General features: G+C 38.3%; 10 protein-coding genes. 6 read left to right on the forward strand and 4 right to left on the reverse strand.

All coding sequences use genetic code 11. From position 1 onward, the window contains the following. Positions 1–17: 17 nt before the first annotated feature. The 4 genes from caiC to caiT all read right to left on the reverse strand — a co-directional run bounded on the left by caiC (position 18) and on the right by caiT (position 5,761). Positions 18–1,571 (reverse strand): crotonobetaine/carnitine-CoA ligase, encoded by a 1,554-nt coding sequence (gene caiC / locus EGC82_RS18065; protein ID WP_124731983.1) that lies wholly within the window; start codon positions 1,569–1,571, stop codon positions 18–20. A gap of 14 nt (positions 1,572–1,585) precedes the next feature. Beyond that, on the reverse strand, positions 1,586–2,809 hold the full coding sequence (caiB, locus tag EGC82_RS18070) for an L-carnitine CoA-transferase (protein WP_124731984.1): 1,224 nt from the start codon (positions 2,807–2,809) through the stop codon (positions 1,586–1,588). 213 nt (positions 2,810–3,022) lie between these two features. After that, entirely contained in the window at positions 3,023–4,159 is a 1,137-nt protein-coding gene (caiA, locus tag EGC82_RS18075; RefSeq protein WP_124731985.1) for a crotonobetainyl-CoA dehydrogenase, read from the reverse strand. A gap of 30 nt (positions 4,160–4,189) precedes the next feature. Then, positions 4,190–5,761, reverse strand: a complete 1,572-nt coding sequence (caiT, locus tag EGC82_RS18080) for an L-carnitine/gamma-butyrobetaine antiporter (protein WP_124731986.1) — start codon at positions 5,759–5,761, stop codon at positions 4,190–4,192. Positions 5,762–6,605: 844 nt separating this feature from the next. Here caiT and EGC82_RS18085 point away from each other — a divergent pair. The 6 genes from EGC82_RS18085 (at position 6,606) to EGC82_RS18110 (ending at position 12,932) form a co-directional block, all read left to right on the forward strand. Further along, the gene (locus tag EGC82_RS18085) at positions 6,606–7,379 is read left to right on the forward strand and encodes an electron transfer flavoprotein FixA (protein ID WP_124731987.1); all 774 of its coding nucleotides are present in this window, start codon (positions 6,606–6,608) and stop codon (positions 7,377–7,379) included. 13 nt (positions 7,380–7,392) lie between these two features. Continuing rightward, positions 7,393–8,337 carry an FAD-binding protein gene (locus EGC82_RS18090; protein WP_124731988.1) on the forward strand — a complete coding sequence of 315 codons (945 nt, stop codon included), beginning with the start codon at positions 7,393–7,395 and terminating at the stop codon, positions 8,335–8,337. 91 nt (positions 8,338–8,428) lie between these two features. Next, a complete protein-coding gene (gene fixC / locus EGC82_RS18095) occupies positions 8,429–9,721 on the forward strand; it encodes an FAD-dependent oxidoreductase FixC (RefSeq protein WP_124731989.1) in 1,293 nt (430 codons plus the stop codon). Beyond that, positions 9,718–10,005, forward strand: coding sequence for a ferredoxin family protein (locus EGC82_RS18100; protein WP_124731990.1), 288 nt, complete (start codon positions 9,718–9,720; stop codon positions 10,003–10,005). The genes fixC and EGC82_RS18100 overlap by 4 nt, the downstream gene beginning before the upstream one ends. 284 nt (positions 10,006–10,289) lie before the next feature. Continuing rightward, positions 10,290–11,609 carry an MFS transporter gene (locus EGC82_RS18105; protein ID WP_124731991.1) on the forward strand — a complete coding sequence of 440 codons (1,320 nt, stop codon included), beginning with the start codon at positions 10,290–10,292 and terminating at the stop codon, positions 11,607–11,609. A gap of 195 nt (positions 11,610–11,804) precedes the next feature. Next, on the forward strand, positions 11,805–12,932 hold the full coding sequence (locus EGC82_RS18110; RefSeq protein ID WP_415837677.1) for a hypothetical protein: 1,128 nt from the start codon (positions 11,805–11,807) through the stop codon (positions 12,930–12,932). Positions 12,933–13,231 lie beyond the last annotated feature (299 nt).

Consider the following 13,231-nt stretch of genomic DNA (forward strand, 5'->3'; position numbering starts at 1 on the left):
CCTCTAATTTAATAAAATCATGCAAGAAGTTTTTTATCTACTTTACAAGTACATGTTCTTGGGAATGACTCTCTTACTTCTACAAAAGATGGAACTTTAAATTTTGCCAAATGTTCAGAACAATAATTAAGTATTTCATCAGTACTTAAATACATGTCGTGATTAAAAATAACAAAGGCTTTTACAGCTTGATCTCTAATAGGATCTGGAACACCAATAACAGCAGCGTCAAGAATATAAGGATGGGACATAAGAGTTTTTTCAATTTCACTACTTGAAATATTCTCACCAGCCCTTTTAATCATATTTGTCTTTCTATCAACAAAATAAAATAACCCTCTTTCATCGACATAACCTTTATCACCAGTGCATAACCACCCATCCGAAGTTAGGACTTCAGCAGTGGCTTTAGGGTCTTTATAGTATCCTTTAAAAATTGTTCTACCTCTAACACCTTTGACTCTGAGATCGCCGATAACATTAGCGGTAACTTCATCATCATTTTCATCGGTAATTTTGGCTTCATAGGATAATCCTGGACTACCGATTGATGGCCAATAGCGTTCTTCTCCAGGATTATTTCCAATCAAGCCAACTAGGGTTTCAGTCATACCGTAAGAATTGAATAATTCAATATTAAATCGGCTTTCAAAATCCAGTTTTTCTTGATCTGAAATATGCATGAAAAATAACATATCCCGCAGGCAGTGCTGACGCTCATAAGGCATTACAGGTTGTAGCATTAACGTGCGTATTATCATTGGCATACTGTGGGTGAGAGTTGCCTTGTAATCACAAATTTGTTGCCAAAACTTGCGTGCACTATACTTTTCAAGCATGACCAAGCGAGCACCAGCAGTAAATGCAGCCATGGCCGCATTGCACTGAAAATCTACGTGAAAACAAGGCATCATAGATAAATAAGTATCGTCAGATCTTAGGCTAGTTTGCCAAGTTGTATAATAGCCAGCGAAGAGAAGATTACAGTGAGTAATCTCAACACCTTTGGGCCGCGAAGTGGTACCCGAAGTACATAATATCTCAACAACGTCGTCACTACTTAACGGTCTTAACTCATCTAACGTACTAGACTGTTTAGCCATTAATATATCGAAATTTATTGCACCGAACAAATTAGTACTTTTTGTTCTTGCAACTAATATATCCGTTATTAAACTATCGCTATCTTGCTCTATTTTTTTAAAAATAGGCAGAAACTCTTCTTCAATAACAGCCATTTTTACATCACATTTATTAATGATGTATTTACTCTCACCATATACATACTGCGTATTAATAGGAACAATAACGGCGCCAATTTTTGCTAATCCAAACCAACAGAAAATAAATTCAGGGCTGTTATATAACTGAACGGCAACTTTATCTCCTTTATTAATACCTAGTTGTAAGAACAAGTTTGCAGTTCTATTAATTTCATCATTCAGTGCACTATATGTAAACTCACGAACATCGCCAGTAGCATCTTCAAAAACTAACGCAGTGTTGTCACTATATTTACGAGCACGATCTTCCCACATGCATCTGATGGTTTTGCTACCAACGATATCCATTGTCAATGCCTCACTTACTTATCAGAAACTTTGGCTAAGCCTTTTTCACTTAAATTTTGTATCTCCGCTTCTGAATAACCAATGCTACTCAAGATATCGGCGGTATCCATGCCATGTTTTGGCATACCACGCCAAATTTGGCCTGGATTATTCTTAAACTTTGGCATGACGTTTGGCCCTTTAAAAGTCTTGCCATCTATATTTTGCCACTGTGTGATTGATTCACGAGCTACATACTGAGGATTAGACTCAAGCTCAGGTATCGTAAGTACTTTCGAACAGGCCACTTTTAATTCAGCAAATCTAGCCAATACTTCATCAATAGTGCGAGTCGCTAGATAAGCATCTAAACTATCTTCAACTTGCGGTCCAAAAGGACATTCAACTCGATGAATTAACTGAGTACCTTCAGGGATTTCTTCAGTGCCAAATAGATGAGAAATCTCCATGTCTTTGAACATTTCTTCAATCTGCATTGCTCCGACTAGTTCCATAACGATATAGCCATCTTTACAGGTATACAAACCACAACCTGCGTAATATGGGTCTTTACCTTTGGTCATTCGAGGACAGACTTCGCCACCATTGAAATGATCCATCATGAAGTACTGGCCCATGCGTAACATCACTTCATACATAGCGATATCAATGCTTTCACCAACGCCGGTTTCACGCACATGATATAAAGCAGCTAAGGCTGAAGTCGTAGCAGTCATGCCAGAGAAGTAATCCGCGGTATAAGGAAAAGCCGGCATTGGCTGATCTTTGTCACCATTTTGGATTAAATAACCACTGAAGGCCTGAGCAATCGTATTGTAAGCAGGGAGGTTAGTATATTCATCGGTGCCGTACTGACCGAAACCAGATAAATGAGCAATAACCAGTTTAGGATTATGTTGCCACAAAATTTCGTCAGTAATACCGCGACGGGCAAATGCGGGTCCTTTACTGGCCTCAATGAAAATATCTGTTGTTTCCATTAACTTAAGAAAAGCATCGCGGCCTTCATCTTTAAAAATATTCAAAGATAAAGCATGTAAATTGCGACGTGACAATTCCGGATAATTAGGTTGTACACGGATGGTATCTGCGTAAGCTACATTCTCAATCCAAATAACTTCAGCGCCCCATTCGGCAAGCATCTGGCCAGCAAATGGCCCTGCGATTTCGATACCGGAAAATACAACCCGAACCCCAGCTAGCGGGCCGAACGTTGGGGTGGTTAATTTTTGTGACATATTACCCTTCTCTTTTATATTCAAATAAAGACTCTGCACGACGATAGCGTCGGCAATCTTTAATAAAGATTTAAACAAATTTGAAGATAAGGCGTACCGAACCTTGAAAACGTGATGAAGATAAATACGCGTTTTCAGGAACTGAGCAAGAATTTGATTTGCCTCCACAATAATCTGTGGAGGCCTTGCGGTACGGATTAAACCCAACGACAGTTACTTATATTGCTTCAACACAGAGCGACCTAAGGTCAATATTTGCATTTCATCAGAACCGCCTGACACTCTGTCGACACGAATGTCTCGCCACATACGGCTGATACGATGCTCGCCAGCGATGGCATAACCACCTAGAACTTGCATGGCAGAATCAATCACTTCGAAGCCTGCATTTGCGCAGTAAAATTTGCACATAGCAGAGTCCCCAGCAGTCATAACACCGTTATCACATTTCCAAGCAGCTTCATAAACCATATTTTTCATGCTGTTAAGCTTGATAGCCATATGAGCAAACTTCTCTTGGATTAGTTGGTAACGACCAATCGCCTCGCCAAATTGCACACGTTGATTGGCATATTTAGCCGCATCTTCAAATGCACAATAAGCAGCACCATAGTTAGTCAATGCTACGAGGAAACGCTCAGAGTCGAACTCTTCTTTAACTCGAAGGAAGCCATTACCTTCCTCACCAAACATGTCTGACTCTTCTAACTCAAGTTCGTCAAACTGCAACTCACAGCAGCTATCCATTTTTAAGCCCAATTTTGGTAACTTGCTAAGCTTAATACCTGGTTTAGACATATCGACAAACCACTCAGTGAAGATTGGCTTCTCTGAATCAGCATCTTTCGCCATAACCACAATGTAAGGTGTACCCGCCGCACTCGTGATAAAGCACTTGCTACCAGTCAGATAAACTTTGCCATCTTTTCTTTTATAAGTAGTCAGTAAACTACCCACGTCAGAACCAGCACTAGGCTCAGTAATGGCCGAATTCCACATTTGTTTACCCGTACCACGGAATGCCATTATTTTATCAATTTGCGCTTGGTTGCCATGTCTCAACACAGTAGCAATACCAGGTAACTGATACAGCACATAAGTTGGAGCACCCAATCTGCCTAGCTCTTCCCAAATAGCAGTAAGAGTTACCATGCCTTCATTGAATCCATCGTACTCTTCAGGAAGCAACAAACTGTCGATTCCCATATCAGCTAATTCTTTAACAAATCTTTCAGGATATTGACTGTTCGCATCACACTCAGAAAAGTAGCTTTCCCAATTTTCTTTCGCCATTAAATCGCGAATACCAGAAACAAATAACTCTTGCTCGTCTGTTAATTTAAAATCCATTACGTATTCCTTTTCTCTTAATTAATCGGTTTAATCTTGGTTCGATTTTTTATCTGGTAGAGGTGCCCATTTATTTTTCTTAGCATCTTTCAAGAAAGAGATAATAATCAAAATGTTGACGATAATTAACGGTGCCCCACCGGCAATAATGGCTGTCTGTAAAGGCTTAAGCCCACCCAATGACAACAACAAGATACCAATAATACCGACAAGCACAGACCAACCAACACGAACCCAGATAGGCGGTTCGTTATCGGCATCAGCACCTTTACAGGTAGACATCGCTAAAGTGTAAGAACAGGCATTAATAAGGGTAACTGTTGCAAGGAAACATAAGATGAAGAATCCCCACATAGTGATAGTGCTGAATGGTAGTGCGGCCCAAGTTTCGATAATCGCTCTCGGGGCACCATGCTCTGCAATAAGTTTAGGCATATTGATGATATTTTCATTCATCAAATTCATGGTGTTACTACCTAGAATGGTCCAAAGGAACCAAGTAGAAGCAGTCAAACCACCTACCATTGTTAAACAAAGCTGACGCACAGTACGACCACGAGAGATCTTAGCGAGGAAGATACACATCTGGATACCGTATACGACCCACCATGCCCAGTAGAACACGGTCCAATCTTGTGGCCAGCTGTTTTCACTGATCGAACTGGTATAGAAAAGCATGCGAGGCAAGTAATCGAGCATCACACCCACAGATTCAGTGAAGTAGTTAACGGTAAAGCTAGTTGCGCCAATTAAGAACACCCAAACAAGCATGATAATACTTAAGTAACTACGTAGATCACTGGCAAGCTTAATTCCCTTGGTTAAACCAAAAGCCACACACACCGCATTAAAAATAATCCATACTGAGATGACGATAGTATCGACTTCAATGGTGCGTGGAATGCCGAACAACCATTCGATACACTCAGTCACCAGAGGCGTAGCCAAACCGAGACTGGTACCCATGGCAAGGATTAGAGCAACCACATAGATATTATCGATAATAGTACCGACGAAACCTTTATGGAACTTGCCTAATACGGGTTCTAACGTACCACTTGGACGTACAACATCCATTTTCTTAACAAACAAGAAATAACCCAAAGCAACCGTTAAGAAGCCATAACCCATCCAAGGAAGTGGACCCCAATGGAATAAACTATATGCAAGGCCTAACTCTTTAGCAGGAACAGAGAGGGACTCTAGTTCGAAAGGAGGATAAGTCACATAATAGAAACATTCTAATGAACCCCAGTACAGTACCGCTGCAGATGTACAGGAGGCGAACATCAAAAAGATCCAACTTCCGGTACTAAACTCAGGTGTTTCCTGACCTAAACGGTTATTTGCATAAGGTCCCCAGACCAGCCAGGCCCAACCTACAGCCATAGCAACCATGTACCACTCAAATGCCCAACCCCATGAGTGAGTCAAGTAACCAAACACCTGATTAATAACAAGATTTGCCGCGTCAAGGTCTCTTACGGTTAAGTAAGAAAGCAGTATGACGATAAGCAATGAAGGAAAAAAGATTTTCGGGTCAATGGTGACCTTTTTCTTATTTACCTCTGTGGCTTTTACATCCATAATTTTTTTATTCATCGAAATAATTCTCCCTCTCTATTTTAGGAGGATAATAGTTAATGTTTTAAGCAGAGTAGCTATCGGATCAACGTTATTTAATTCTAATTAAATATATAAAACAAAAACAACTAATGTTTAAAAACAGAATTTATTAATTTATCTAACAACCAAAAATTAATAACTTACGTTAAGTTAATTTGCGAAAGAATAATGACAGTAGCACCATCCACATACAGTGATCGTTATCACGTTCAATTAAAATAGAAACAACTTACTGATTTTAATGTATAACAAACTGTTAAAACCGAATGTCACAGCCTTATAATATATATTCAATGGACACTAAAAAAACCAAAAACAAAAACAAAAAATACTACAAAAACAATATCATAAGAGAATAAAACAAAAACAGTTTTTTCATGGAATCATTATTAAAACCAATTAAAAAGGATTTTATTTAAATTCTAATGACGACATTAGAATTACTTATGCCATAGTTTAAAGCTTAGCTAATACTATCATTAGAATTAACCAAAATTTATTATTTAAACAGTTTAAGAAGTATCAACTCAACTTCTAAAATAGTTAGTATTAGTGTATCTAATGTTACTGTTAGAAAGACTGAGAAGTGAGCAGACTAGTTGTGTGACCCATCTAACATTCGTGATGTCATCTATATAACTATAATTATCTCACTTTAAATAATTGCATAGACACAACTTACATATAGCTTACGTTTATATAGCTTAAGTTTTAAATCTACATTTAAGCAATTACTAATTATTATTGAGTTATTAACAAACATTTTAGCAATGTATTAATTAACTTTTGATTATGTACTTAATATCGATCGGGAGAAATAATGAAAATTATTACGTGTTACAAATTAGTGCCTGAAGAGCAAGATATCGCAATAAATGCTGACGGCAACTTAGATATAAGCAAGGCTGCGCCTAAAATTAACCCTTTTGATCTTTGCGCTGTGGAAACAGGGGTTCAGCTTAAAGGTTTAATTGATGACTGCAGTATTACTGCTATGAGTGTCGGCGGTAAAGCACTAACAAACCCAAAAGCACGTAAAGACGTGCTTTCTCGTGGACCAGATGATTTAACCGTCGTGATTGACGACAAGTTCGAACAGCTTTTACCACACCAAACAGCCAGAATATTAATGGCTGCAGCACAAAAGACGGGGTTTGATCTTATTATTTGTGGTGATGGTTCTAGTGACCTTTATGCGCAACAAGTGGGCTTACAACTGGGTGAGTTACTTGGCGTTGCTAACATCAATGCTGTTAGCAAAATCATCTCCGCTGAACCAGGAAAACTCATCGTTGAAAGAGCATTAGACAATGAAGTTGAAGTTTTAGAGTTAGTTTTGCCTGCTGTTATATCTGTTTCTGCTGATATTAACGAACCGACAATCCCATCAATGAAAACAATTCTGGCCGCAGCTAAAAAGCCCGTTACGGTCTTAAGTGCTGCTGATTTAGATCTCTCTGATATCACTGAATTAGTTGAGCTTGTTTCTGTTATTGCACCTAAGCAAAAGACGCGGCAAAACATCGTTATTGAAGGTGATGATGAGCAACAAATTGCCCAGTTCGCAGAACACTTACGTAAAGCACTTAAATAATTAAGGAATAATGATGAGCAAACTATCTAATATCTGGGTATTTAGCGATATCGCTTCCCGTTTACCAGAGATAATCGCAGCGGGAGTAGCATTAGGTGAAAAAGTTTCAGCTTTTGTTATTGGTACAGAAGCGGATATCAATAGAGCTTATTCTTTTGGCGCAACTCATGTTTATTGCCTGGGTGACAAAGACAGTCAAAAAATAACTGAAGATTATAGCAACACCATTGCAAAGGTTATCTCTAGCTCAACAGACACAAACACGTTAATGCTGCTTGCCGCAAACAAACGTTGCAAAGCACTTGCCAGTAAATTAGGCGTTCAATTGCAAGCTGGCGTAGTTAACGACGTAACCGAAATCAATATAGATAATGGAATATGTGCTAAGCACATGGCTTACGGTGGTTTGGCCATCGCGGAAGAGAAAATCAATAGCCCTATTGCAATTATGACACTCAGTAGCGGCGTATTTGAAGCACAAGTAGCTGACACCAACAATACTGGCGAAGCTGTGAACGTAGCCTTTGTTGAACCTAAAACCCCTATTAAGTGCATTGAGCGTCGAGCAAAACAAGGTGAAAGCGTTGATCTAGGTAAAGCCAAACGCGTCATTGGTGTGGGGAGTGGTATTGGCAGTAAAGACAATCTACAGATTGCCTCTGAACTTAGTGAAATCATCGGTGCAGAGCTTGGTTGTTCTCGCCCAATTGCTGAAACAGAAAAGTGGATGGACCGCGAACGCTATATCGGAGTTTCAGGTGTAATGTTAAAGCCAGAAATCTATTTAGCATTAGGTATTTCAGGACAGATTCAACACATGGTTGGCGCATTAGGTTCACAAACTATCTTTGCTGTAAACAAAGACAAAAATGCACCTATTTTCCAATATGTTGATTACGGCATCGTTGGCGATATCAACAAAGTTATGCCAGCACTCATTAATGCACTTAAAGCCTAACTGAATCGCAATTTTTATTGTTATTTCAATCGCCTCAAACAACTACTAAATATTGAGGCGAATAGCCAAATTTAATTAGAGAGTGACGAATATGTCAGAAGAATCATTTGACGCAATTATCGTAGGAGCGGGACTAGCAGGATGTGTTGCTGCTTACGTTCTTGCAAAAGCGGGAGCTGATGTTCTTGTAATCGAGCGCGGAAACTACGCTGGAAGCAAGAATATGACCGGTGGCCGTTTATACGCTCATAGTCTAGAAAGCATTATTCCTGGCTTTGCTAAAGAAGCGCCATTAGAAAGAAAAGTGACTAAAGAAAAAGTTACTTTTTTAACCGACGATACCGGCGTTACTCTCGACTACCATAATGGCCGCGAGCAAACCTCTGTAGAAGAATCTTATACCTTACTTAGAGGTGACTTTGACCAATGGTTAATGGCTAAAGCAGAAGAAGTTGGTGCACAATTTATTACGGGTATTCGAGTTGATGAAATTTTAACTCAAGACGGTAAAGTCATTGGCGTAAAAGCAGATGGCGATGAATTGTTGTCTAAATCAGTTATTTTAGCTGAAGGTGTAAATCCAGTACTGGCTGAACAACTTGGAATGGTAAAACCTAAAGTTAAAGCAGATGTAATGGCTGTTGGTGTTAAAGAACTCATTGAACTACCGCAAGAAGTTATTCAAGATCGTTTCAACCTTAATAATGATGAAGGTTGCGCTTGGTTATTTGCAGGTTCCCCAGCAAATGGTCTTATGGGTGGCGGTTTCATTTATACCAATAAAACCAGTGTGTCATTAGGACTTGTTTGCGGACTACACGATATTGGTACCTCCAGTAAAACCGTTCCCCAAATGCTAGAAGACTTTAAAAATCATTCAATGATAAAACCGCTTATTGAAGGTGGAAAATTACTCGAATACTCAGCACATGTGGTACCTGAAGCGGGCATTCATATGGTCCCTCAACTAGTCGGTGATGGGGTATTAATCACTGGCGATGCTGCAGGATTTTGCTTAAATATAGGTTATACCGTTCGCGGTATGGACCTAGCTATCGCATCAGGTGAAGCAGCGGCCAAAGCAGTACTCACTGCACGTGAAAATAATGATTTTAGTGCCGAAGGCTTATCTTCTTATCAAAGCTTGTTAGAAGACAGCTTCATTATGAAAGATCTTAAACTTTATAAAAATCTCCCTGAATTCATGGGAAACCCTCGTATCTTCAACCAATATCCCAAAATGGTAGCTGACATAATGCAAAGTATGTTTACCGTAGATGGATCAGCATCCCAACCACTTAGAAAAACAATTATGAAACATTGTAAAGAAGTGGGCTATATGAACCTAATCAAAGATGGAATTAAAGGAGTGACCTCAATATGAGTGAAATAGTCAATGTCGATGTCAAACTAGCTACTAATAAATTTCATGTTGACGAAGGGCATCAACATATTATCTTAAAAGATAACCCTGATATGAATGAATATCGAAAATTAATTAATGCCTGCCCAGCTGGACTATATAAATTAGATGAAGATGGCAGTGTTAGATTTGATTCAGCAGGTTGTTTAGAGTGTGGCACATGCAAATTCTTATGTGGCGACACTATTTTAGAAAAGTGGGAATATCCGCGCGGAACGTTTGGAATTGAGTATCGCTACGGGTAATAAAATATAAGCCACAGAGTTTAAAATTAAACTCTGGGGCTTTTTTAATTAAACAACAAAAAATCTATTTACTTTTAAATATCAAATAAAACAAAAAAGTCGAATGTAGATCAAATAATTAATATTAATACTAATCACAAATGTTAATACACCGTATATATCACCGTTTTAATATTTGTAATTGGTATTATTAGCTTTCGTTACAGACATAAGTTTGGGTGCGCTTTTTCATCCACCAAAGCTATTAAATAGCTTTATAATAATATTATTGAGTGGTATATCACATGAAACCAAAAACGAATTTTGATGATATGGAATTCACACCATTACACCGAAAAATAATGTTGTGGGGTAGTGGAGGTCCTTTCTTAGATGGCTACGTATTGGTTATTATTGGCCTTGCATTACAACAATTAACACCAGCCCTTGAGCTTGATGCTCAATGGATAGGTTTAGTAGGCGCAGCCACATTAGCAGGGTTACTTATTGGTACTTCTGTATTTGGATATGTCGCTGATATATTTGGTCGTAAACTAATGTTTATGATAGACATTATTGCCATAGCAATACTTTCTTTTGCAACTATGTTTATTTCCTCTGCTATCGAACTCGTAGTACTAAGATTCTTAATAGGTATCGTTATCGGTGCTGATTACCCCATAGCAACATCTATGGTCGCTGAGTTTTCCCCCACAAAAAAACGTGCATTCACCATGGGGTTTATAGCGGCAATGTGGTATGTAGGAGCGACTGCAGCCAACATGGTTGGTTACCTGTTATATGATGTACAAGACGGTTGGCGATGGATGTTTGGTAGTGCCATAATTCCTTGTTTAATAATATTATTCGGTCGATTTCACTTACCTGAATCACCTAGATGGTTACTTAAGAAAGGACGTATTAAAGAATGTAAAGAAACGATGGAAACCTTCTTTGGCCCTGACGTTCACATCAGTCATGAATCTGCTGAGGAAACTAAGTACAGTAAACTATTTCAACCGGTATATTTAAAAAGAATTATTTTTGTTGGCATTATTTGGACTTGCCAAGTAATCCCTATGTTTGCCATTTATACTTTTGGACCACAAATCATTGAACTTCTTGGCTTTTCTAATGGTAAAGATGCGGGTCTTGGCAACATAGTCATCAGTCTATTTTTTATGGCTGGCTGTATTCCCGCTATGTATTGGCTTAATTCAATAGGCCGTAGGCCACTATTAATTGGTAGTTTTGGCATTATGACTGCCGCCCTCGCATTATTAGGTATAGTGCCAGATCCTAGTGTTTGGCTAATTATTGGAGCTTTCGCAACTTATGCATTCTTTTCAGGTGGTCCTGGAATATTACAATGGTTGTATCCAAATGAACTATTTCCAACTGAAATTAGAGCTTCTGCGGTTGGCGCTGTAATGTCTGTTAGTCGCATAGGAACTATTGTTTCAACTTATGCTTTACCTCTTTTCATGGCTACTTACGGTATATCTTCAACATTATTAGTTGGAGCAGCCATTTCATTATTTGGATTAATAATTTCTGTGTTCATGGCACCAGAAACTAAAGGCTTAGCATTAGAGGTAACCAGCTCGGAATCATTTAAAAGATAATTAAGATTTAGCTAAAACCACTTATAAAAAATTTAATACCGTTCGAATAGTTTTTTTGAGCGCTAGTTTTTATGCGGAATTAATTTAATACCAAAGCGTGATGAAGGAGTTTTACATTATAAATACTCAACAAAAATATTAACTTTAATTAAATATCACAAAATAACCTTAACAATCCATTGGGGAATTATGAATATGAGAAAAAATAAAAAGTTCTACTTATCACTTATCACAAGCGCTATTTTGTTAAGTAGTTTTAATACAGTTGCTGATGAACAAGAAGATGGCATTAATATTCATGGCGCAGTTCGTATAAACTACGCATATAAAGATTACAGTGAGAGTTCAAAAGATAAAGTTGGTGATCTTACTTTTGATATGGCATCACTCAGATTTGACGGGAAATTGGGTAACTGGGGATTAAAATCAGACTATCGCTTTACCTCTTATGATAACTATATTAAATACGGTTATGGTTTTTACGATATAAATCCTGAATGGCAAATACAATTCGGTATTAACCAAGTCCCTTTTGGTAACATCGGATACATTTCAAATAGCTATTGGTTTGGTCTTCCATACTATCTTGGTTTTGAAGATGATTATGATATCGGTGCAAAAGCTACATTTGAAAAGAATGGTTGGCACTCAGATATTGCCTTCTACAAAAATGCCGAATATGGTGCTGGTATAACTAAACGTTATGGAGCAGATCTCTATGACGATGGCGAAGCTGGTACAGCAAATAATAGCGAAGAGACTAATCAGTTTAACTTGCGTCAGGCTTACACCGTGAAACACGCAGGCGGTTCAACCACTTTCGGTGGCTCAGTTGAAGCGGGCCAAATCTACAATACCGAAACAGGAAACTCTGGAGATAGATACGCTATTGCTGCTCACATAGACAGCAAATTCAATGGCTGGAATCTACAACTGCAGGCAATGGAATATGAATATAATGCAGAGGATAGTTTGGATTCAAACAAAATTGGAGTCTCTGTAGTCGGAGCCCAATATGATATCGCCTCTAAAGGACAGATATACAATATCAATCTAGCAAAAACTATTTCAACCGAATGGGGTAGTGTGAAGTTTTATAATGATTTCGGCTTGATGACACCTGACGTTGACGACGAAACCTACGATAACAGCATGCAAAATGTATTAGGTGCTGCGATTTCAGCAGGCCCAACTTATACGCAAGTTGACTTCATCATGGGTAAAAACATGACCTTCTCATCAAACGACTATCATGTTGGCCTACCTGAAGTAGGTGATGATTGGGACAAACGATTCAACATCAGCGTAGCGTATTACTTTTAATTAAGGGAGTTAGTTCTTATCTCGACTAATTTGGGAGTCTAAATGCGAGTTAGAATAGAATCTAACTCGCACGGATATATTCTCCGAGAAATAATCAGAGAGAACATTTACCGAACAGATGTTGTGCATTTTACAAACTGCTCTTAATTAGTAAATTATAACTTAATGGTTAAATTAAAGTAATTCAATATTGAAATTTTTTCGGAACTAAAAATATGGACACTAATGTAATAGCCCCAGCAGGGCACACATTATATATATATTCTTGAGCGTCATTCTTAGTCAATATGTTTTTTACA

Origin of the sequence: Shewanella livingstonensis, assembly GCF_003855395.1 — a bacterium.
Lineage (GTDB): Bacteria > Pseudomonadota > Gammaproteobacteria > Enterobacterales > Shewanellaceae > Shewanella > Shewanella livingstonensis.

What these genes read in the sequence shown, in the direction of transcription:
- EGC82_RS18100 (WP_124731990.1), top strand. Translation starts at nt 9,718, where the DNA reads ATGAGTGAAATAGTCAATGTCGATGTCAAACTAGCTACTAATAAATTT.
- EGC82_RS18105 (WP_124731991.1), top strand. Translation starts at nt 10,290, where the DNA reads ATGAAACCAAAAACGAATTTTGATGATATGGAATTCACACCATTACAC.
- caiB (WP_124731984.1), bottom strand. Translation starts at nt 2,809, where the DNA reads ATGTCACAAAAATTAACCACCCCAACGTTCGGCCCGCTAGCTGGGGTT.
- fixC (WP_124731989.1), top strand. Translation starts at nt 8,429, where the DNA reads ATGTCAGAAGAATCATTTGACGCAATTATCGTAGGAGCGGGACTAGCA.
- EGC82_RS18110 (WP_415837677.1), top strand. Translation starts at nt 11,805, where the DNA reads ATGAGAAAAAATAAAAAGTTCTACTTATCACTTATCACAAGCGCTATT.
- caiC (WP_124731983.1), bottom strand. Translation starts at nt 1,571, where the DNA reads ATGGATATCGTTGGTAGCAAAACCATCAGATGCATGTGGGAAGATCGT.
- EGC82_RS18085 (WP_124731987.1), top strand. Translation starts at nt 6,606, where the DNA reads ATGAAAATTATTACGTGTTACAAATTAGTGCCTGAAGAGCAAGATATC.
- caiT (WP_124731986.1), bottom strand. Translation starts at nt 5,761, where the DNA reads ATGAATAAAAAAATTATGGATGTAAAAGCCACAGAGGTAAATAAGAAA.
- EGC82_RS18090 (WP_124731988.1), top strand. Translation starts at nt 7,393, where the DNA reads ATGAGCAAACTATCTAATATCTGGGTATTTAGCGATATCGCTTCCCGT.
- caiA (WP_124731985.1), bottom strand. Translation starts at nt 4,159, where the DNA reads ATGGATTTTAAATTAACAGACGAGCAAGAGTTATTTGTTTCTGGTATT.